Annotated in this window: 18 protein-coding genes; 9 read left to right on the top strand and 9 right to left on the bottom strand. The window is 69.4% G+C overall.

Going from position 1 to position 20,481, the window contains the following annotated elements:
* Window positions 1-285: 285 nt before the first annotated feature.
* From ACFWI9_RS10690 to lnt, 4 genes are all read left to right on the top strand, one after another.
* Window positions 286-1,758 (top strand): FG-GAP-like repeat-containing protein, encoded by a 1,473-nt coding sequence (locus tag ACFWI9_RS10690; RefSeq protein WP_387160619.1) that lies wholly within the window; start codon window positions 286-288, stop codon window positions 1,756-1,758.
* Window positions 1,759-1,846: 88 nt separating this feature from the next.
* The gene (locus ACFWI9_RS10685; RefSeq protein ID WP_387160616.1) at window positions 1,847-3,859 is read left to right on the top strand and encodes an APC family permease; all 2,013 of its coding nucleotides are present in this window, start codon (window positions 1,847-1,849) and stop codon (window positions 3,857-3,859) included.
* A gap of 48 nt (window positions 3,860-3,907) precedes the next feature.
* Window positions 3,908-4,369 (top strand): nuclear transport factor 2 family protein, encoded by a 462-nt coding sequence (locus tag ACFWI9_RS10680; protein WP_387160615.1) that lies wholly within the window; start codon window positions 3,908-3,910, stop codon window positions 4,367-4,369.
* 177 nt (window positions 4,370-4,546) lie between these two features.
* The gene (gene lnt / locus ACFWI9_RS10675; protein ID WP_387160613.1) at window positions 4,547-6,184 is read left to right on the top strand and encodes an apolipoprotein N-acyltransferase; all 1,638 of its coding nucleotides are present in this window, start codon (window positions 4,547-4,549) and stop codon (window positions 6,182-6,184) included.
* Here the strand turns inward: lnt and ACFWI9_RS10670 are convergent.
* Together ACFWI9_RS10670 and ACFWI9_RS10665 are read right to left on the bottom strand one after the other, a co-directional pair.
* The gene (locus tag ACFWI9_RS10670; protein ID WP_387160629.1) at window positions 6,108-7,013 is read right to left on the bottom strand and encodes a Gfo/Idh/MocA family protein; all 906 of its coding nucleotides are present in this window, start codon (window positions 7,011-7,013) and stop codon (window positions 6,108-6,110) included. The two genes, lnt and ACFWI9_RS10670, sit on opposite strands and share 77 nt — an antisense overlap.
* A gap of 68 nt (window positions 7,014-7,081) precedes the next feature.
* The gene (locus ACFWI9_RS10665) at window positions 7,082-8,320 is read right to left on the bottom strand and encodes an FAD-dependent monooxygenase (protein WP_387160612.1); all 1,239 of its coding nucleotides are present in this window, start codon (window positions 8,318-8,320) and stop codon (window positions 7,082-7,084) included.
* A 72-nt stretch (window positions 8,321-8,392) separates the two neighbouring features.
* Between ACFWI9_RS10665 and ACFWI9_RS10660 the strand changes: the two genes are divergently transcribed.
* Together ACFWI9_RS10660 and ACFWI9_RS10655 are read left to right on the top strand one after the other, a co-directional pair.
* Entirely contained in the window at window positions 8,393-8,998 is a 606-nt protein-coding gene (locus tag ACFWI9_RS10660; RefSeq protein ID WP_387160610.1) for a TetR/AcrR family transcriptional regulator, read from the top strand.
* A gap of 122 nt (window positions 8,999-9,120) precedes the next feature.
* Complete coding sequence (locus ACFWI9_RS10655; RefSeq protein WP_387160608.1) at window positions 9,121-9,633, top strand: DinB family protein; 513 nt, start codon at window positions 9,121-9,123, stop codon at window positions 9,631-9,633.
* Window positions 9,634-9,649: 16 nt separating this feature from the next.
* Here ACFWI9_RS10655 and ACFWI9_RS10650 read toward each other — a convergent pair whose 3' ends face one another.
* The 7 genes from ACFWI9_RS10650 to ACFWI9_RS10620 all read right to left on the bottom strand — a co-directional run bounded on the left by ACFWI9_RS10650 (window position 9,650) and on the right by ACFWI9_RS10620 (window position 15,738).
* Window positions 9,650-10,054, bottom strand: a complete 405-nt coding sequence (locus ACFWI9_RS10650) for a hypothetical protein (RefSeq protein ID WP_387160628.1) — start codon at window positions 10,052-10,054, stop codon at window positions 9,650-9,652.
* Window positions 10,055-10,241: 187 nt separating this feature from the next.
* Window positions 10,242-10,925 (bottom strand): uracil-DNA glycosylase, encoded by a 684-nt coding sequence (gene ung, locus ACFWI9_RS10645; RefSeq protein WP_387160606.1) that lies wholly within the window; start codon window positions 10,923-10,925, stop codon window positions 10,242-10,244.
* A gap of 101 nt (window positions 10,926-11,026) precedes the next feature.
* Window positions 11,027-12,610, bottom strand: coding sequence for an ABC transporter substrate-binding protein (locus ACFWI9_RS10640; protein ID WP_387160604.1), 1,584 nt, complete (start codon window positions 12,608-12,610; stop codon window positions 11,027-11,029).
* A gap of 120 nt (window positions 12,611-12,730) precedes the next feature.
* Entirely contained in the window at window positions 12,731-13,498 is a 768-nt protein-coding gene (locus tag ACFWI9_RS10635) for an SDR family oxidoreductase (RefSeq protein WP_387160602.1), read from the bottom strand.
* Window positions 13,499-13,513: 15 nt separating this feature from the next.
* The gene (gene fabG / locus ACFWI9_RS10630; protein WP_387160600.1) at window positions 13,514-14,275 is read right to left on the bottom strand and encodes a 3-oxoacyl-ACP reductase FabG; all 762 of its coding nucleotides are present in this window, start codon (window positions 14,273-14,275) and stop codon (window positions 13,514-13,516) included.
* Between the two features lie 210 nt (window positions 14,276-14,485).
* Window positions 14,486-14,854 carry a DUF3037 domain-containing protein gene (locus ACFWI9_RS10625; protein ID WP_387160626.1) on the bottom strand — a complete coding sequence of 123 codons (369 nt, stop codon included), beginning with the start codon at window positions 14,852-14,854 and terminating at the stop codon, window positions 14,486-14,488.
* Window positions 14,855-14,874: 20 nt separating this feature from the next.
* Window positions 14,875-15,738: a HipA family kinase gene (locus ACFWI9_RS10620; protein ID WP_387160598.1), complete on the bottom strand. Its 864-nt coding sequence runs from the start codon at window positions 15,736-15,738 to the stop codon at window positions 14,875-14,877.
* A gap of 556 nt (window positions 15,739-16,294) precedes the next feature.
* Here ACFWI9_RS10620 and ACFWI9_RS10615 point away from each other — a divergent pair.
* From ACFWI9_RS10615 to ACFWI9_RS10605, 3 genes are all read left to right on the top strand, one after another.
* Window positions 16,295-16,957 carry a GNAT family N-acetyltransferase gene (locus ACFWI9_RS10615; protein ID WP_387160596.1) on the top strand — a complete coding sequence of 221 codons (663 nt, stop codon included), beginning with the start codon at window positions 16,295-16,297 and terminating at the stop codon, window positions 16,955-16,957.
* Window positions 16,958-17,113: 156 nt separating this feature from the next.
* Window positions 17,114-19,666, top strand: a complete 2,553-nt coding sequence (valS, locus tag ACFWI9_RS10610) for a valine--tRNA ligase (RefSeq protein WP_387160594.1) — start codon at window positions 17,114-17,116, stop codon at window positions 19,664-19,666.
* Between the two features lie 360 nt (window positions 19,667-20,026).
* Window positions 20,027-20,392 (top strand): hypothetical protein, encoded by a 366-nt coding sequence (locus ACFWI9_RS10605; protein ID WP_387160592.1) that lies wholly within the window; start codon window positions 20,027-20,029, stop codon window positions 20,390-20,392.
* Window positions 20,393-20,481 lie beyond the last annotated feature (89 nt).

Genomic DNA, 20,481 nt, shown 5'->3' with positions numbered 1-20,481 from the left:
GTCATCACACACTCACCGAAGGTCCCGCTACCCGTGACGGAGCGTCACCGGCGCACGGTGGCACACCCCCGCTTCACGAAAATCTTGCCAGGGCCACGTACACGTGTACGCCGGCACGGGGCGATCGCGATCCGGTCGACCTGCACACCGGACCAGACGGCGGCCGTTCCTCCCGTACCGGTTCGGCGGGTTGCCGCGGAAGCGGGCCGAAAGGCATACAACCCTTTCGGTGCGTCAGAAGTCTCGGGCGTGTACATCTGATCGAATTCCTAGGGGGAAACGGACGTGCGACGCCACATCCGTCACGCCATCGCGATCACCGCGGTGGCCACTGCGCTTACCGGAGGCCTGCTGGCCTTCCCCGGCACCCAGGCCGAGGCCGCCGGCACGGGTCCCGCGCCCAGCCGCTACTCCGATGACTTCAACGGCGACGGCTACCACGACCTGGCCATCGGGGCCCCGGACGCGAGTGTGAACGTCACAGGCACGGACGGGGCCACCGCGGCGGTCGGGAAGGCGGGCTACATCACCGTCTCGTACGGTGGCAAGTCCGGCGCCCAGAAGACCGGTCTGAAGGCGGTCACCCAGAACAGCCCCGGGGTGCCGGGCGACGCGGCCCAGGGCCGGGGGTTCGGGCAGGTCCTCACCAGCGGCGACTTCAACGCCGACGGCTACGCGGACCTCGCCGTGGGCACGCGGGACGAGCAGGTCATCCTGCTCTGGGGCAGCGCCACCGGGCTGAAGGGCGGCACCGCGATGGCCGACCCGCAGAACCTGTCGGGCTACGGCGTGGTCCTGAAGGCCGGTGACTTCACCGGTGACGGGAAGACCGACCTGGTCGTCGGCTACTCCACGTCGCTCCGGCTGTTCCGCGGCCCCTTCACGGCGGACGGTGCGCCCGTCTCGACGAAGAAACTGGACCTCGGCCGCAAGTACCCGGTCTTCCTGCCCGGGGATGCGCAGAACCGCATCGCCGTGGGTCGGATCAACAAGGGGTCCATCGACGACCTCGTCGTCCTCTTCGGGTCTGTTCACCCAGTTCGCCCGGGCGATGTCCGTGAGCGGGGCCGGGTGCTCCTCGGCTCGCCCTCCGGACCGCGCTTCAGCCCGGTGACCATCCGCGGGGGCAACAGCGTCGCCATCGCCGACTTCGACAAGGACGGCTACGGCGATATCGCGGTGGGCGACGCGGAGACCCAGATCGACACCGAGGCCGCCGCGGGCCTGGTGCGGGTCAACTTCGGTTCCGCCGACGGTGTCGACGAGAACCGCAGCATGCGGACGTTCAACGAGGACACCCCCGGCATCCCGGGCGGTGTGGACAAGGGCGACCGCTTCGGCTCCGCCGTCGCCGCGGCCGACCTCAACCTGGACGGTTACCCGGAGCTGGTCGTCGGCGCCCCCGGTGAGCGGAAGTCCACCTGCGAGCACTGCTACATCAGCGGCGGCGGCTTCTACGTGCTGAAGGGCACGTCCAAGGGCGTCACCGGCAGCGGTGCCACGTGGTACGCGCACAACGCGCCCGGCCTCCCCCGCCCGGCCGGCACGTACCGCATCCCCTCGCAGCTCAAGGTCACGGACCTGAACAACGACAAGCAGCCCGAGATCACCATTCCGGTCCAGGCGAGCGGGCCGGAGGTCTGGTCCGTCGGTACGAAGAGCGGCAAGGTCGCCGGGACCTCGACCACCCGCGTGGTGAAGCCGCCGGTCGCCTCCCATGTCGGCACCGGCAGCGAGTTCGGCGTACTGGTCCGCTGAGCGCAGGCCCGGGGCAACGCGGCCCCTCGTGTGACGGCACCCGGCGCGGCGGGGTGGCCGCACACGGGGGGCCGCATACGCTCGCGCCGTGTTCAACCTGACGGCGGTTCTGAAACGGCTGGTCATCGGGCGGGCGCTGCGCAGCGATGAGCTGGGCGAGACGCTGCTGCCCAAGCGGCTGGCGCTCCCGATCTTCGCCTCGGACCCGTTGTCCTCGGTCGCGTACGCCACGCAGGAGATCCTGCTGGTGCTCACCGTCGGCGGACTCGCCTATCTGCACTTCACCCCGTGGATCGCGGCCGGAGTCGTGCTGCTGATGACCGTCGTGGTGCTGTCGTACCGGCAGGTGGTGCACGCCTACCCGACCGGCGGCGGATCGTACGCGGTCGCCACGGCCAATCTCGGCGATTCGGCAGGTCTGGTCGTCGCCGCCGCGCTGATGGTCGACTACGTGATGACGGTGGCCGTGTCGGTCGCGTCCGGCGTCGACAACATCATCTCGGCGCTCCCCTCGCTGGCCGACTACCGGGTGGCGATGGCCCTCGTCTTCGTCGCCCTGCTCACCGCGATCAATCTGCGCGGGGTGCGGGAGTCGGGCCGCGCCTTCGCCGCACCCACGTATCTGTTCATCGCCGGAGTGCTCGTCATGTGCGGCACGGGTCTGCTCCGCTACCTCCTGGGTGACGCCCCGGTCGCCGAGACGGCCCAGTACGGCATCAAGCCCGTGCCGGGCGAGGCCGACCTCCTGGGACTGGCCCTGGTGATGCTGGTGCTACGCGCCTTCTCCAGCGGCTGCACCGCGCTGACGGGAGTCGAGGCGATCTCGAACGGCGTGCCCGCCTTCCGCAAACCGAAAGCGCGGAACGCGGCCACCACACTGGCGGCGATGGGACTGATCGCCATCGCCATGTTCGTCGGGGTCACCACGCTTGCCATCGTCGCCAAGGTGCATATCGCGGCGGACAGTTGCGACCTCGTCGGCCTGCCCGACTGCGCGGACTACACCCAGCGCACGGTCATCGCCCAGTTGGCCGCCGCGGTCTTCGGCGGCGAGCACAGCTTCGGCTTCTACTACGTGCAGGCAGTTACCGCGCTGGTGCTGATCCTCGCCGCGAACACGGCCTTCAACGGCTTTCCGCTGCTCGCATCGATCCTCGCACAGCACCGCTACCTGCCCAGGCAGTTGCACAACCGGGGAGACCGGCTCGCGTTCTCCAACGGCATCCTGGCCCTCGCCGTCGTCGCAGGCGTGCTGCTGTGGGCGTACAAGGCGAACGTCACCAGCCTCATCCACCTCTACATCCTGGGTGTGTTCACCTCCTTCACGCTCTCCCAGACCGGAATGGTCCGGCACTGGAACCGGGAACTGCGCACCGAGCGGGACCCGGTGCTGCGCAGACGCCAACAGACGGCCCGGATCATCAACGCCACCGGCGCTGCCATCACCTGTCTGGTGCTGGTGATCGTGCTGCTCACCAAGTTCACGCAGGGAGCCTGGCTGGCGGTGGTCGCCGCCACCGTGCTCTGGGTGACGATGCGGGCCATCCGCCGCCACTACGACGCCACGTCCGCCGAACTGGCGGTGACGGACGCACACGGTGCGCTGGCGCCGCCGTCCCGGGTCTTCGGCATCGTGCTGGTGTCGACCCTGCACAAACCCACACTGCGGGCACTCGCCTACGCCCGGGCCTTCCGGCCCGACCGGTTGGAGGCCCTGACGGTCGCCGTCGACCGCGACTCCACCGCCGAGTTGCAGCGCCAGTGGGAGGAGTTCGGCATCGACGTGCCCCTCAAGGTCGTCGACTCCCCCTACCGGGAGATCACCAGCGCGGTGATGGTGTACGTCCGTTCCATCGTGCGGGAGAGCCCGCGTGACGTGATCGCCGTCTTCATCCCCGAGTACGTGGTCGGGCACTGGTGGGAGAACATCCTGCACAACCAGTCGGCGCTGTGGCTCAAGAGCCGGCTGCTGTTCACCCCCGGGGTCACGGTGACCAGCGTGCCCTGGCAGCTCAGTTCCTCGGCCGCCGCCGACCATCCCGCGGCCCGCGCTCCCGGGGCGGTACGGCGCGGCGAACCGGCCGGCCGTTTCAGGCGCTGACCGTGCGGGCCTCTTGGCGCGGCGACCGCGCTGTCCGACACTTGGTCGATGACGCAGCGCGTGGATCTCGCGACGGTGATGGACCGCTTGGCGATCAACGACGTGGTCACCGGGTACGCGGTGGCGGTGGACGACGCGGACTGGGCGGGCTACCAGGCCCTGTTCACCACGGACGGCCGTGCCGACTACCGCGGCGCCGGTGGCATCGAGGGTCCCGCGGCGGAGGTCGCGGGGTGGTTGGAGCAGACGCTGAGGCTGTTTCCGGTACGGCAGCACCTGATCGTGAACCGGCGGGTGCTGATCCAGGACCTCGGCGGCTATCCGGGTGACGGGGCGGAAGTACGGGCCGACTACGTCAATCCGATGCGGCTGGAGTCGGGCGACGACTTCGTGTCCGGGGGCCGGTACGTCTTCGGCCTGACGCGCACGGAGGGTGGTTGGCGGCTGCGTTCGGTCACCGTCCTTGAGAAGTGGCGGCATGCCTCGTTCCCTGCCGCGGTCGCCGAGTGATCCCGGCAGCGCCGCTTTCCGGCACCGCGCCACCGCATCGCCGCGGGTCACCGGCTCACCCGCTCACTCCGGCCCGCGCCCCGGCTCCTCCCGCGCCTCGCCTCGCCACCACCGGATGCCCCAGAGCCGACCGCTGACTCACACTGGAGGCACACTCTGCTCTCGGGGAGGCGCGGCATGCGGATTCCGGTCGGCCGGCGGGAGCGGCTGACGAGGCTGCTGTCATCGCCGTGGTGGCGCGGCCCGGCCGCGCTCGTGGCGGGCGCCCTGCCTGTCGTCGCGTTCCCGGCCCCCGGGCTGTGGTGGTTCGCCTACGTCGCCCTCGTACCGTGGCTGCTGCTGGCCCGCACGGCTCCGACGGCGCGTCGTGCGCTGCTCGACGGCTGGCTCGGCGGTACGGGCTTCATGGTGGCCGTCCACCACTGGCTGCTGCCGAACCTGCATGTGTTCCTGGTCGTGGTGGCGGCGCTGCTCGGGCTGCTGTGGGCGCCGTGGGGCTGGCTGGTCCGGCTGATGCTCGGCGGGCACCCGTCCGCCGCCCGGGCGGCGGCGTCGCTCGCCGTGCTGCCCTCGGGCTGGCTGATGGTGGAACTGGTCAGGTCCTGGGAGGGGTTGGGCGGCCCTTGGGGGCTGCTCGGGGCAAGCCAGTGGCAGGTGCCATTCGCACTGCGGTTCGCCGCCGTCGGCGGGGTGTGGCTGGTGAGCCTGCTGGTGGTGGCGGTGAACACCGCGGTGGCCGTGCTGGTGGCCGTTCGCCCGGCCCGCGTCCCCGCCGCGGCGGGGCTGGGCGCGTGCGCCGCGGCGGTGGGGGCGGTCTGGCTGTGGGCGCCGGGGCCGGGGCCGTCCGACGGGGAGTTCCGTATCGCCGTGGTCCAGCCGGGGGTGGTCCCGGGGCCTGAACGGCGCTTCGCCCGGAGCGAGCAGCTCACCCGGGAGTTGTCCGGCCGGAACGTCGATCTCGTGGTGTGGGGCGAGAGCAGCGTCGGCATGGACCTGAGCGCCCGGCCCGATCTGTCGGCGCGACTTGCCGCGCTGTCCCGCGCCGTGGACGCCGAGATCCTCGTCAACGTCGACGCACGGCGCCCCGCGGGGGCGCGGACCCAGCCGGGCGACGCACAGGGCGGCATTTTCAAGAGCAGCGTGCTGGTGGATCCGCAGGGCCCGACCGGGGACCGCTACGACAAGATGCGCCTGGTGCCCTTCGGCGAGTACGTTCCGGCCCGTGGCCTGCTGGGCTGGGCCACCTCGGTGGGACGGGCGGCGGGCGAGGACCGGATGCGCGGCAGCCACCAGGTGGTGATGGCGGTACCGGACCGGCAGACCGGCACCGCGGTCCGCGTGGGACCGCTGGTGTGCTTCGAGTCGGCGTTCCCCGATATGAGCAGGCGGCTGGCCATGGACGGCGCCGAGGTACTCATCGCCCAGTCGGCGACATCGACGTTCCAGGAGAGCTGGGCACCGGCGCAGCATGCCTCGCTCGCGGCGCTGCGGGCGGCGGAGACGGGACGGCCGATGGTGCACGCCACCCTCACCGGCGTCAGCGCCGTCCACGGGCCGGACGGAGGGCAGCTGGGCGAACGGCTGGGCACGGACGACAGCACGGCCTTCGTGTACGGCGTTCCGCTGGTCCACGGCACGACACCGTATGTGCGCTTCGGGGACTGGGCCGTGTACGGGGCACTGTCGGTCCTCGCGGCGCTCTATCTGACCGGGTTGGTGCGCGGGGTCGTGCGGGTGCTCAGGAAGCCTGCTCCAGAGCCTCCCGTACGATCCGCTCGCACAGTTCATGGGTCAGCAGCGCGTCCTCGGCGCTGAGGAACTTCCCGGAGCGCACGGCGTCGAGGAAGGCGGACACCGACTGCTCGATTCCGCGTTGCCGTGCGACGGGCACCCAGTCGCCGCGTCGGCGCACCGTCGGCTGGCCCTTGTGATCGATGACATCCGCGAGGTTGAGGATCTCGCGCTTGGTGTCCTGCCCCGCCACTTCGAGGATCTCCTCGCTGGAGCCGCCGCGCCGGTTCATCATGCCGATCGCGGTGAAGCCGTCTCCGGAGAGCTCCAGCACGACGTGGTGCATGAGTCCGCCCCTGACCCTGGCCCGTACGCCCATGTGCTCGACGGGTCCCGGCAGCAGGAAACGCAGGGTGTCGGCGACATGGATGAAGTCGTCCAGGACCAGGGTGCGTGGGTCCTCGGGGAGCCCGACGCGGTTCTTGCGCATCAGGATGAGTTCCCGGGGATGGTCCAGGCACTGGGCGTACGCGGGCGCGAATCGGCGGTTGAAGCCCACGGCGAGCGAAGTGCCGGTCCGTTCGGACAGTGCGACCAGCCGGGCGGAGGCGTCGAACTGGTAGGCGAGTGGTTTGTCGACATAGGTGGGTACACCGGCCGTCAGCAGCCGCGTCACGATCTCGGGGTGCACGGGGGTGGGGGCGTGCACGAAGGCGGCGTCGAGGTCCTGCGCGATGAGGGAGTCCAGGCTGGTGTGGCAGCGGGCCGCGGGGATGTGCCGGTCGGCCGCGATCTGGTCGAGGGTGGCGGCGGTCCGGGTGTGCAGGTGGAGTTCGACGTCCGCCCGGGTGGTCAGCACGGGCAGGTACGCCTTGCGCGCGATGTCCCCGAGCCCGATGCAGCCGACCTTCACCGTGGTCTCCCTCATCCCTCGTGGCTCATGGCATGTCCCGAGTCAGCGTGTGACATGCCGCGTGTCGATCAGCGCACCGTATGCCCCGTGTCAGTGTGCCCCCGGTGCCGGGGTGCCGCTCCGGCAGGACACGGCCGCGTCGGCGGCTCCCAGTCGGCGATGCCGTCGAAGCCTCGCAGCACGAGTCCCGGGCCGAAGCGTGATACCGCCCTGATGAGGGCGTCCCGTACGGCGACACCGACGGCGCCGTCGTGCAGGGCCACCCGGCCGATCCTGGTGGCCAGGCGCACGACGCCCATGGTGCGCGGGAGCCGCTCGCGGGTGTACGTGCCGAGGCCGTCGGCCACGTCCGGGCCGCGCCCCGCGTGGTGGGCGAGCACGATCCCGTCCTCGATGGCCTGGTTGCCGCCTTGGCCCAGGGTGGGCTGCATGGCATGGGCGGCGTCGCCGACGAGCGCGACCCTGCCGTGGTGGTAGGCGGGCAGCGGTTCGGCCATGTGGTGGACGTCGTGGCGCAGCACCTGGGCGGGTTCGGCGGCGGCGACGACGTCGGGAATCGGCCGGTGCCAGTCGCCGAAGCGGCGCAGCAGTTCGGCGCGTTCGTCATCGGCCGCGCGCTCCCCTTCGGGTGCCAGGGCCGCCGCGTACGCGTAGACCCGGCCGTCCTTCAGCGGCTGGGTGCCCCAGAGTCGGCCGCGTCCCCAGGTCTCATGCGGGGCGAACGGGGTGTCGGGGGCGGGGATGACGACGCGCCAGGTGGTGAATCCGGAGTAGCGAGGTCCCGGATGTGCGGGGAACAGCGTGCCGCGCACCGCCGAGTGGATTCCGTCGGCACCGACGACGAGGTCGGCTTCGAGGCCGCCGACCGCGGTCGTGACCAGCGCGGGACGCCGCTCGTCGCCCGGATCGGTGAGCACGGCCGCCGTCCCTGTCCGCACCGCGCCACCGGGCAGCGCGGAGACGAGGAGGTCCACGAGGGTCGCGCGGTGTACGACGACCAGGGGGCCGCCGAACCGCTCGGCGGCCGCTTCGCTGTCCGTGCGGTTCAGCCAGCGGCCCCGGGGATCGCGCAATCCACCGTCGCCCTGCCAGGCGGACAGGTTTCTGACCTGGTCGCCGAGGCCGATGGCATCGAGCGCGCGCTGGGAGTTGGGGGCGAGGCCGATTCCGGCGCCGACGGGGGCGAGCGAGTCGGCGCGTTCGAGGACGGTGACGTCCCAGCCCTGCTGGTGCAGGGCGACGGCGGCGGTGAGTCCGCCGATGCCTGCGCCGACGACAACCGCTTTGGACATGCGTGTGTGGACCATGACCCCTCCGTGACTACATCTGTAGTGACGCCAACGGTACTACAGGCGTAGTGAGGGGGGTAGGGTTGCCACATGCCCGCACGCACCACCAGCTCCACCGGCCGCTCGGATCTGATCGCCGACGCGGCGCTGGTCCTGCTCGCGGAACGCGGGATGCGCGGGCTCACCCACCGGGCGGTCGACGAGGCCGCGGGGCTCCCCCAGGGATCGACGTCCAATCACGCCCGCACCCGTCAGGCGCTTCTCGAAGCGGCCGTACGCCGACTCGCGGAGCGGGAGGCGCAGGTGCTCATGCCGGACGGGCCGCCGACTGAGGAGTACGGCGACGTGGACGGGGTGGACGGGGTGCTCGACGGACTGTCACTGGCCCTGCACCGTTATCTGACCGCCCATCGCGCCCTGCTGGTGTGCCGCTACGAGCTGGCCCTGGAGGCCACCAGGCGCCCCGAACTGCGCGAGTTCTACGACCGCGCGGGCGCCGCATTCCGTGAGCCGCTGGTCGCGATGATGCGCGCCGCGGGTTCGGCCGAGCCCGAACGGCACGCCCTGTCCGTGGTGGCCTGGTGCGAGGGGCTGATGTTCTCCTGCGCGGTCGGCTCCTACCACGCGTCCGTGCCGAGCCGGGACGAGCTCAGAAAGGGTTTCGAGGAGCTGCTGCGCGGCATGCTCGGCACCTGAGTCATGGGTCGGCCCAGACCGGCGTGGGCCGGATGGCGCCGGCCCGGGGCAGGGCGGGCTGGGGCAGGGCGGGCTGGGAAATGCCTTGCATCCGAAGATATTCATGATCGACCATGCGCCTTATGACCACCCCCGAACGCACCAACCCGTCCACCACCGCCGGCGAGCGCGACATGCTCGAAGGATGGCTCGACTTCCATCGCGAGACCCTCGCCCAGAAGTGCGCAGGACTCGACGACAAGCAGCTGCGGGAGACTTCCGCCCCGCCGTCGGACCTGAATCTGCTCGGGCTTGTGCGCCACATGGCGGAGGTCGAGCGCCACTGGTTCCGCCGGATCCTGGTGGACGAGGACGCGCCTCCGCTCTACTACACCGATGAGGACCCGGACGGGGACCATCATGTGACCGCCGATGACACCTGGGAGCAGGCACACGGCGCCTGGCAGGGCGAGATCGCCCGCGCTCGCCGGCTCGCAGCCCCCCGCTCGCTGGACGACCTTTCGGCGGGCACCAGCAGGTCCGGTGAGCCGTTCAACCTGCGCTGGATCTATGTCCACATGATCGAGGAGTACGCCCGCCACAACGGGCACGCCGACCTGCTGCGCGAACGGATCGACGGAGCGACGGGCGACTGAGCTGACGCCCGCCGGCTCAGACATTCGCCAGCCGAACCTCCAGCCGGGTGATGGCGGCACGCACCCCCGCGCCGTAGGGGTCGTCCGCCAGCACGGCCGAGGCGGCCCTGGCCCGGTCCAAATGGATCCTGGCCGCCTCGAGCCGCTGGAGCTTCAGATAGTCGGCCGCCAGATTGAGGTGCAGGGCCGGATGGAACGCCGCCTCACGGGCCAGTCCCCGCGCCGCCGCCAGCGCCCGTAGATCCCAGGCGAGCTCGTCGCCGGGATCGTCCTGAGTGTCCGCCATGTAGTGGGCGAGGGTGCAGCGGTGCAGCGCGGGCCCGCGCTCCCCGATCTGCTGCCACAGTTCTCCGAAGCGATTGCGCGCTTCCTCGCGGTCCCCCGCATGGAGCAGCATGACCGTCTGCCCGATCCTGGTCATGACGGCGTCATCCGGCGACTCACCCTGCTGCTCGCTCACTGCGGCCTCCAGCGCCTTGACACGGGTGATCCCGACGCTACCCGCAATACCCGGCGCAGGCTCGGGCCGGACTCCGAGCCTGCGCGCATCGCCCGGATCGGGCGCCCGCCCCGGCGCCTGGCCCCGCCTGCGGCATACTTCGGCGTCTTCAGCCCAGGTCGGGGACCCGCCAGTCGATCGCCTCATGCCCTTGGGCCGCCACCGCCTCGTTTATCCGGGTGAAGGGCTGGGAGCCGAAGAACTTCTTCGCGGACAGCGGAGAGGGGTGGGCACCCTTCACCACCACATGGCGCTCCTGGTCGATCAGCGGCAGCTTCTTCTGGGCGTAGTTCCCCCAGAGCACGAACACCGCCGGGTCGGGCCGCGAAGCCACGGCGCCGATCACGGCGTCCGTGAACTTCTCCCAGCCCTTGCCCTTGTGGGAGTTGGCCTCGCCGGACCGCACCGTCAGGACCGCGTTCAGCAGGAGCACGCCCTGCTGCGCCCAGGACATCAGGTAGCCGTTGTCCGGCACCGGGTGCCCGAGCTCTTCCTTCATCTCCTTGTAGATGTTCCGGAGCGAGGGCGGGATCCTGACGCCCGGGCGGACCGAGAAGCACAAGCCATGCCCCTGGCCTTCACCGTGGTACGGATCCTGGCCGAGGATCAGCACCTTGACCCGGTCGAAGGGCGTGGCGTCCAGCGCTGCGAAGACCTCCTCGCGCGGCGGGTACACCGGCCCCCTGGCGCGCTCGTCCTCGACGAATTCGGTGAGCTCCTTGAAGTAGGGCTTCTGGAGCTCCTCGCCGAGGACGCCGCGCCAGGACTCGGGCAGCATGTCGGTGTCGGTCACGTCAACAACCTCCGGTGAGCGATCTGTTCTCAGTCACAGAACCTACCGTCGGCCACTGACAATCGGGCCCGCTGCCGGAGAACCGGGTCCGGCAGGGACCGCTACCAGCTGGTCTTCCGCTCCAGCGTCCAGACCTGCATGATCGTCTGCGGGTCGAGGGCCTGCTCGCAGCCCGCGATCTCCTTGCTGGCGGCGATATGCAGCTTGCCCTGCCACAGCGGAAGCAACCGGACGTCCCGCACCAGGACCTGCTGTGCCGTCGCGAACTGGTCGGATACCGAAACCGATCCGCGGTCGCTCTCCTTGCGGGACAGCGTGAGCTGCTCGGCGATCTCCGGGCTGTCGTAAGGGGTGCCGAGCGCGTTCTCCTTGCCGACGAACGGCGCGATGAAGTTGTCCGGGTCCGGGAAGTCAGGGAACCAGCCTCGGCCGAACACCGGGTACTGACCGTCCTTGTAGCCCTGCTGGAAGTCCTTCCAGGGCTTGCTCTGCAAGGTGATCTCGAACAGCTTGGATGCTTCGAGCTGCCGCTTGATCTCCGCGAACTCGAGGGCGGTGGAGGAGCCGTAACGGTCGGTGGTGAACCACAGCGTCAGCTTGACCGGGGTCTCGATCCCGGCCTTGGTGAGTATCCGGCGCGCCTCGGCGGGGTCCGGGTCGCCGAAGGTGTCGAAGAAGCTGGTGGTGTGGCCGGCGATGCCCTTCGGGACCATGGAGTACAGCGGCTCCGCGGTGCCGTTGTAGACCTTGGCCACCAGCGCCTCGCGATCGATGAGCTGGGCGACCGCCTTGCGTACCGGCAGCTTTGCCGCGGCCTGGTCCTTGGGGTTGAACACCAGGTAGCGAATGTCGGCGCCCACGGTCTCGACGACCTGGATCCCGTCGTTCTCCGGCTTCTTCCCCTGCAGGGAGGTGATCTCGTCCGCGGTCAGACCTCGGTTGGTGACGTCGATCTGCTGCTTCTTGAGGGCGCTCACCATCACTTCCGAGTCCTTGAAGTAGCGAATGGTGACCGCCTCGTTCTTGCGGTCGGCGAACCCGTGGTAGCTCGCGTTCTTCTTCAGCTCGGCCCGGTCGCCCTCCGTGTAGGACTCCAAGGTGTACGGACCCGAGCCGGTGAGCTGGCCGTCCTCACGCAGCGCGCCCGCCGGGTATTCCGCCGGGTCGACAAGCGACATGGCGGGAGTGGCGAGGATGAACGGGAAAGTGGCGTCGGACTTGGAAAGCCGGAACGTGACCGTGCGGTCGCCTTCCGTCTGCACGGAGCTCAGCGATCCGAGCAGTCCCGCGGGGCCGCCCTTGACGTTGATCTTCTTGATCCGGTCGATGGAGTGCTTGACCGCGGCGGCGTCCAGCTTGTGCCCATTGGAGAAGGTGAGACCTTCTCGGAGCTTGCACGAGTATGTCGTACTGGTGTCATCGGCGAACTCGCAGCTCTCCGCGGCGTCGGGCTGCGGGCTGGTGCTCCCGGTGGGGAAACTCAGCAGCGTCTGGAACACATTCCGGTACAGCTCCCAGGAGCCGTCCCACGCGGCGGCGGGATCGAGTGTGCTGGGCTCACTCGTGGTGCCGACGACCACCGGCTTCGCCCCATCGGCGTCATCGTCGGAGAAGAGACCGCATCCCGCTACCAGGGATATGGACGCAACGGCCGCGGCGCCCCGCAGCATCGTCCGGTTGAACACGTGCACACGCTCCTCGTTCAGCCATGGGTCGGCGAACCATACCGCAGTGCCCCTCCGGATCAACGGAGCGGTCCAGAGGGGCACTTTTGGCAATCCATGGCCATTCAGGCATAAAACGACTCAGTGGACTCCGGCATTGAGGAAGATACCGCCGTCCACGACAAGTGTCTGCCCTGTGATCCAATCCGACTGATCCGAGGTGAGAAACGCCGCCGCACCACCGATGTCACGGGGAACACCCAGCCTCCCCATGGGATAGGCGGCCGCCGCCTCTGCCTCCCGGCCCTCGTACAACGCTTCCGCAAACTTTGTCTTGACCACAGCCGGCGCGATCGCATTGACTCGGACGGTCGGCGCGAATTCATGCGCCAGCTGAAGAGTCAGGTTGATCATCGCCGCCTTGCTCATTCCGTATGCCCCGACGAACGGGGAGGCGGAGATTCCGGCAACCGAGGCGATGTTCACGATCGCGCCGCCGTGCTCCTTCTGCCACACCCGCCAGGTTTGCTGAGCGAAGCCGAGCGCGGAGATCACATTGGTCTCGTAGACCTTGCGGGCTACCGCGAGGTCCAGCTCGGCCATGGGACCGAAGACGGGATTGGTGCCGGCGTTGTTGATGAGGAAGTCCACGCGGCCGAAGGCGTCCATGACCCGCGCGACGGCGTTGGCCTGGTGCTCCTCGTCGTGGGCCTTGCCCGCGACGGCGATCACCCGGTCCGCGCCGAGCCGCTCGACGGCTTCCTTCAGTGAGTCCTCATTACGGCCGGTGATGCACACCTGGTCACCGCGGGCCACCAGCGCCTCGGCGACGCCGTAGCCGATCCCCCGGCTGCCGCCCGTGACCAAGGCGGCCCTTCCGGAGAGCGGCGGGAGTTCCTGAGTCGTCATCGCTGTGCCTCCAGGTCAGTTGAGCGGGCCGCCGGCCACGTACATGACCTGACCGGAGATGAATCCGGCGTCGTCACCGGTGAAGAAGGCGATCGCGTTGGCGACGTCCTCGGGCCGGCCGACCCGCTGCACCGGGATCTGGGTGGCGGCGGCGGCCTGGAACTCCTCGAAGCCCATGCCGACCCGGGCGGCGGTCTGCGCGGTCATCTCGGTGACGATGAAGCCGGGGGCCACCGCGTTGGCGGTGACACCGAACTTGCCGAGCTCCTTCGCCAGGGTCTTGGTGAAGCCCTGGAGGCCCGCCTTGACGGCGGAGTAGTTGGCCTGGCCGCGGTTGCCCAGCGCGGAGCTGGAGGACAGCGAGACGATCCGGCCGAAGCCGGCGTCCACCATGTGCTTCTGGCAGGCCTTGGCCATCAGGAACGCGCCCTTGAGGTGCACGTTCATCACGATGTCCCAGTCCGACTCGCTCATCTTGAAGAGCAGGTTGTCCCGCAGCACCCCGGCGTTGTTGACGAGGATGGTCGGCGCGCCGAGCTCGGCGGCCACCCGGGCCACCGCCGCCTCGACCTGATCGGAGTCGGAGACGTCGCAACCCACGGCGACGGCCTTGCCGCCGGCCGCGGTGATCTTCTCGACGGTGTCCTTGCAGGCCGCCTCGTCGAGGTCGAGTACGGCGACGGCACGGCCTTCGGCCGCCAGGCGTACGGCGGTGGCGGCGCCAATGCCGCGCGCCGCTCCCGTCACGATGGCAACGCGCTGCTCGGTGCTGGACATGGTTGGCTCTCCTCGCCCTCGGATCCCGGTAAACGATGAACGCTGAACGACGAACAACGAACGCTGAGCACGGCCACCCGGCACAACCGGAAGAAGTGGATGAGCGACCGCTTAGTACCTCAGCTGGACGAGACGCTAGAAGCCCCTGGCACCCGGTGTCAACGCACCCCCCGCATTCCGGCGCCGGGTTCACCTCCGCCACTCGGGCGATCAGCGCACCAGCACATCGAGCAACCGCTCGACCTCAGCTTCCGGATCGGCGGTCAGACCGGTGTGCACGGGCCCCGGCTGGACCACCGTCGAACGGGGTGCGATCAGCCAGCGGAAGCGACGTCCGGCGTCGTCACGGGCTGCCTGCCCTGCGTCGTCGCCGCCCCGGCACACGCCCTCGACGGCGCGCAGCGCGGCCCGTACACCGGTGACGTCCGCCCGCGGATCGAGTGCCCTCAACTTCGCCTCGTCCAGATGGGTGCGCGCTGACACGAAGGACCTTGCGCGGCAGTAGACCACCACCCCGGCGTTGAAGCACTCACCCCGCTCCACCCGGGGCACGACACGCAGCAGCGCGTACTCGAACATGGCCCGGTCTCCGGCACCGCTCACTGCCCGCCGCCCTTCACGCCGTCGCTGTCCTTCTTCGTGGGATGCGGCCAGGGTGCGGCGTGCTCGGTCAGCCAGCCCGGCGCCTGTGAGGGCCGCGGCTTGGACGGGGCGCCCAAGGTGATCCGCTCATGGATGGTGGCGGCGCGGGAGAGCAGCGCTTCCACATAGGCGCGCCGCACGGCGTCGGTGGAGTCGAATCCCGGCTCGTCGACCAGCCATTCGTCCGGTACGTCCGCGGCCACCTCGGTCAGCAGCTCCTCGGTGACCCGCGGCGCCAATTCGGCCGCGGCGGTGGCGATGTCGGGCCGGAAGGGGGCGAGAGCATGGTCGGACGCGTCATAGGCCTTGCCGGCCGAGGCAGGCGCACCCGCCCAGTTGTGGTGCCAGATCATGGTGGCGCCGTGGTCGATCAGCCACAGGTCGCCGTGCCAGATCAGCATGTTGGGATTGCGCCAGGACCGATCCACGTTGTTGATCAACGCGTCGAACCAGACCACCCGGCCCGCTTCCCCGGCGTCCACCTCGTAGGCCAGCGGGTCGAAGCCGAGCGACCCGGGCAGGAAGTCCATCCCGAGGTTGAGGCCGCCACTCGCTTTGAGCAGCTCCTGCACCTCCTGGTCAGGCTCGGAGAGACCGATGACCGGATCGAGCTGAATCCCCACCAGCTCCGGGACCCGCAGCCCCAGCCTGCGGCCGAGCTGCCCGCAGACGACCTCGGCGACCAGCGTCTTGCGGCCCTGCCCCGCGCCGGTGAATTTCATGACGTAGGTACCGAGATCGTCGGCTTCGACGATTCCCGGGAGCGACCCACCCTCACGCAAGGGTGTGACATAGCGAGTCGCAATGACCTCTCTCAACACTTTCTCAGGCCATCCTTAACTTCCGCCTTGCAATCCACGGTCAACCGCCGATGGCAGAGAAGCGGAAATCGGCCGTCGACAGCCCTGGGAGAGTCTGGGGGAGTTTCGGTCGGCGTACCGATCTCCCCGCTCCCCCAAGCAGTCCGTCGATGGCGGCGCGTCCCTTGCTTCCGGCCTCCGGCATGAAATGTGCATAGTAACCGAGGGTGATCGCAGGCGAGGAGTGCCCGAGCCGTCGCGCCAGGGTCACCACAGACTGCCCGGCCTCCAGCATGATCGAGGCCATTGCCGCGGCACATGGAAGCCGCCCTCCGGAACCGCACACCGATACCGCCGACAACCGCACGGTCTCCTGCGCGTCCGGTGACCAGGTCCACGCATCCCCCTGACCACCTGGCACTGGCACTGGCACTGGCTGAAGTCAAGACAACAGCCACGTCACCCGTTCGGACGAATCTCGGCCGCTGTTCAAACGACGCTCGGCGGGAGCAGGGTCTCCGCACCGCCGGACGTCGCTCAAGTGGCCCGCCGAAGGGACTCGTGGACAGACTGGATTGTGCTGATCGATTACTGGCCGCTGCTGGGCCTGCGGCTGACGACGCCACGCTTGGAGCTTCGCCTGCCGAACCCGGATGAGCTCGCGGAACTGGGCGATCTGGCACACGAGGGTGTTCACGATCCATCCCAGATGCCGTTCAGTAGCGGCTGGACGGATCAACCTGGGGCCGACCGGGCGCGCTCGGTGATTCAGCACCAATGGCTGCGACTCGGGAACTGGCGACCGGAGGACTGGTCCCTCAATCTCGCGGTCTTCCTCGGAGGCCGTCCCGTGGGAGTGCAGGCCCTCGCTGCGAGGCGCTTCGCGCTGGTGAGGGAAGTCAACACCGCCTCGTGGCTGGGGCTGTCGTTCCAGAGCCAAGGCATAGGCACGGAGATGCGGGCAGCCGTCCTGCACTTGGCGTTCACCGGACTCGGGGCCGAAGAAGCGACCACCGGCTCTTTCATCGACAACACCGCTTCGCTGGCGATCTCCCGCAAGCTGGGGTACGCCGCCGACGGCATCGAACGGCGCGTCGTTCGCGGGGACGTCGTCCTCATGCAGCGGCTCCGGCTGTCACGCAGCGCGTGGCAGACAACCGTGACCCCGGTCATCGAGATCACGGGTCTCACCCCGTGCCTGTCGCTCTTCGGCCTGTCCCCGGATCAAGCCCCTGGCTGACTGCGCGCCAGCGGACCCCGCGCGGCGTCGCGCCTCAGAGGTACAAGCCCGCCAAACTCGTCCGACAGCACTCTCATCACACCACCATCGTTGGCCTGAACTAGGCTATTCGATAAGGGAATTACCGACCTTCACAGCCCGATACCATCTACCGTCATGACGACCGCATCTCCTCGCCAGGGCGTACCCGACAAGCCCACACTCGACGGCCTTGAGGCCAAATGGGCTCCGACCTGGGACGAGCAGGGCGTATACGTATTCGACCGCACCGCGCCTCGCGAGCGGGTGTACTCGATCGACACGCCTCCGCCCACCGTAAGCGGCTCCCTCCACGTCGGGCACGTGTTCTCGTACACCCAGACGGACACGCTCGCCCGCTTCCACCGGATGCGCGGCAAGGCGGTCTTCTACCCGATGGGCTGGGACGACAACGGCCTGCCTACCGAGCGTCGGGTGCAGAACTACTTCGGTGTTCGGTGCGACCCGGCCCTGCCGTACGACCCTGACTTCACTCCGCCCGCGTCTCCGGGCAAGCAGCAGGTCCCGGTGTCCCGCCGCAACTTCATCGAGCTGTGCGAGCGGCTCACGCTGGAGGACGAGAAGGTCTTCGAGAGCCTGTGGCGCCGACTGGGGCTCTCCGTCGACTGGAATCACACCTACCAGACCATCGACAGCCGCGCCCGCGCCATCTCCCAGCGCGCCTTCCTGGCCAACCTCGCTCGCGGCGAGGCATACCAGGCCGAGGCTCCGACACTGTGGGACGTGACTTTCCAGACCGCCGTCGCCCAGGCCGAGTTGGAAGACCGTGAGCGTCCCAGCGCCTACCACCACCTGCTGTTCAGGGCGGAGGCAGGGCCGGTCGTGGAGATCGCCACGACACGCCCCGAGCTGCTGCCCGCCTGCGTCGCGGTCGTGGCGCATCCGGACGACGAGCGTTACCGGAAGCTGTTCGGCACCACGGTGCGGACGCCGGTCTTCGGTGTCGAGGTGCCTGTGGTGGCCCATCGCCTGGCCGACCCTGAGAAGGGCACGGGTGCGGCCATGATCTGCACCTTCGGCGACACCACCGACGTGGTGTGGTGGCGTGAGCTGGACCTTCCCACCCGTTCGGTGATCGGGCGGAACGGCCGCTTCGTACCCGAGGCACCGGCCGCGCTGGAGTCCGACGCCGCGAAGGCCGCGTATGCCCAGCTTGCCGGGGCGACCCCGCACACGGCCCGGGAACGCCTCGTGGAGATGCTGCGCGCGGAGGGCGGTCTCCTCGGTGAGCCGCGGCCCTTCAACCACATGGTCAAGTTCTACGAGAAGGGCGACAAGCCGCTCGAGATCGTCACGAGCCGCCAGTGGTACCTGCGCAACGGCGGGCGCGACGCGGCTCTCCGGCAGAGGCTGCTGGAGCGCGGCCACGAGCTGAACTGGCACCCCGAACACATGCGCAACCGGTACCAGTCCTGGGTGGAGGGTCTCGCCGGGGACTGGCTGATCAGCCGCCAGCGCTACTTCGGTGTGCCCGTGCCCGTGTGGTACCGGCTGGACTCCGAAGGCGATCCCACCGACGAGCTGATCGTGCCGACCGCGGATTCGCTGCCCGTGGACCCCAGCAGTGACACACCGCCCGGCTACTCCCCGGACCAGCGGGACGTCCCCGGTGGGTTCACCGGTGACCCGGACGTCATGGACACCTGGGCGACATCGTCCCTGACCCCGCAGATCGCCGGCGGCTGGGGCCACGACGACGACCTCTTCCAGCGGGTCTTCCCGATGGACCTGCGTCCGCAGGCCCACGAGATCATCCGCACCTGGCTGTTCTCCACGGTGGCGCGCGCCGAGCTGGAACACGACGCGCTCCCCTGGGCCCACGCCGCGATCAGCGGCTGGATCCTCGACCCGGACCGCAAGAAGATGTCCAAGTCGAAGGGCAACGTCGTCACCCCCGTGGACCTGCTGGACCAGCACGGTTCGGACGCGGTGCGGTACTGGGCCGTGTCGGCCCGACCGGGAACGGACACCGCCTTCGAGATCGGCCAGATGAAGATCGGGCGACGCCTGGCCATCAAGATCCTCAACGTGTCGAAGTTCGTGCTCGGCCTCGGCGCGGGGGAACGGCGTGCCGTGGTGACCAATCCGCTGGACCAGGCGCTGCTCGCACGGCTCGCAGACGTGGTGGACGAGGCGACGGCTCAATTGGAGGCGTACGACTACGCCCGGGCGCTCGAGACGATCGAGCGGTGCTTCTGGGCGTTCTGCGACGACTACGTGGAGCTGGTGAAGAGCCGCGCCTATGGAGGAGGGGGCGAGGATGCCGCCGCGTCCGCGCGGGCGGCGCTGTCGACAGCGCTGTCGGTGCTGCTGCGGCTGCTCGCACCGTTCGTACCGTTCGCCACCGAGGAGGCTTGGAGCTGGTGGCAGCAGGGCTCGGTGCATCAGGCTCAGTGGCCCAGCGGGGCCGAGCTACGGGAGCAGTGTCCGAAGGGCGATCCTCAGCTTCTGGATGTCGCCGCGGAGGCCATTGCCGCCATCCGTAAGTCCAAGAGCGCGGCTCAGGTCTCCATGCGGGCCGAGGTGGCCAGGCTCTCGGTGCGCGGGCCGGCTCCGTTGCTGGCCGGTCTTCGCCAAGTGAGCGGGGACGTACAGTCCGCCGGGAACATCGGCGAGGTGGATCTCGAAGTGGCCGGGAGTGAGCTCCTCACTTATGAGATCGCCATGTAGCTCGCACTGAGACGACAGACGGCGTTTCCGCCCTTCACGTGGAGGTCGGAAACGCCGTCTTGCGTTAGGGATCAAGGGAGTTGACCCTGCACAGCGATCCCGACCGGGATGATTCCGGCCATGCCGGATAAGGGCGCTGAATGCACTGCACAAGGAGCGGATGTCCGTACTAGAGTATCCGCCTTGTGACAGTCAGTCACCATACGTGTGTTCTAAGGCCGGTTGGAAGCAGCACGTCCGGCTCGACGGCCCACGTGTGCCGTGCAAGCGAAGCTCCAGTCCACTGCTGACACATCACGAACCACCCCCGCAGGGGTTCCGGATCCGCCGGCCTCTGCGGTCGACTTGTGGAAGGTGCCTGTGAAGATCGCGGTGCAAGACCCTGGAAGGAACGCCACCTACGTACTCGACCCGGAGCTCCTGGGCGAGTTCACGGTCGACCCGGCCCAGCTCGGCGAAGGCGCCGACGTCGTGTTCGTCCTGCCTTCGAAGACCCTCTGCGAGCAGGTCCCCGTGGTCGCGGGCACCGGCTCGGCCGACCCCTCCATCCTGATCTCCGACCCCGACGGTGATCGCCGTTGGCTGCTGACCCGCTCCGCCCTGGAGCGCTTCGCCGACGTCCAGCCGCCGGCGGACGCCGTGTGGTTCTCCATGCCCGACGAGAGCGCCGGCATCTACTCCGCGGTTCCCCTGTTCCGGCGCGCCCTCGTGCAGAACAGCTCCTGAGGTACCGGGGCCGGGGGGCGGGGGGGGGGCGGGGGGGGGGGGCCCCCCGCGCCCCGCCCCCCGCGGGGGTCAGAACCCCCGCCCGAGCC

The organism is Streptomyces sp. NPDC127084 (genome assembly GCF_042724175.1).
Taxonomy (GTDB): Bacteria; Actinomycetota; Actinomycetes; order Streptomycetales; family Streptomycetaceae; genus Streptomyces.
The sequence above is the reverse complement of the archived record's forward strand: the minus strand, read 5'-3'. Positions and strand labels throughout refer to the sequence as shown.

Coding starts and splice junctions, on each gene's coding strand:
- ACFWI9_RS10655 (WP_387160608.1), top strand. CDS start 9,121: ATGACCACCCCCGAACGCACCAACCCGTCCACCACCGCCGGCGAGCGC.
- lnt (WP_387160613.1), top strand. CDS start 4,547: ATGCGGATTCCGGTCGGCCGGCGGGAGCGGCTGACGAGGCTGCTGTCA.
- ACFWI9_RS10680 (WP_387160615.1), top strand. CDS start 3,908: ATGACGCAGCGCGTGGATCTCGCGACGGTGATGGACCGCTTGGCGATC.
- ACFWI9_RS10625 (WP_387160626.1), bottom strand. CDS start 14,854: ATGTTCGAGTACGCGCTGCTGCGTGTCGTGCCCCGGGTGGAGCGGGGT.
- ACFWI9_RS10635 (WP_387160602.1), bottom strand. CDS start 13,498: ATGACGACTCAGGAACTCCCGCCGCTCTCCGGAAGGGCCGCCTTGGTC.
- ACFWI9_RS10665 (WP_387160612.1), bottom strand. CDS start 8,320: ATGGTCCACACACGCATGTCCAAAGCGGTTGTCGTCGGCGCAGGCATC.
- ACFWI9_RS10660 (WP_387160610.1), top strand. CDS start 8,393: ATGCCCGCACGCACCACCAGCTCCACCGGCCGCTCGGATCTGATCGCC.
- ACFWI9_RS10650 (WP_387160628.1), bottom strand. CDS start 10,054: ATGACCAGGATCGGGCAGACGGTCATGCTGCTCCATGCGGGGGACCGC.
- valS (WP_387160594.1), top strand. CDS start 17,114: ATGACGACCGCATCTCCTCGCCAGGGCGTACCCGACAAGCCCACACTC.
- fabG (WP_387160600.1), bottom strand. CDS start 14,275: ATGTCCAGCACCGAGCAGCGCGTTGCCATCGTGACGGGAGCGGCGCGC.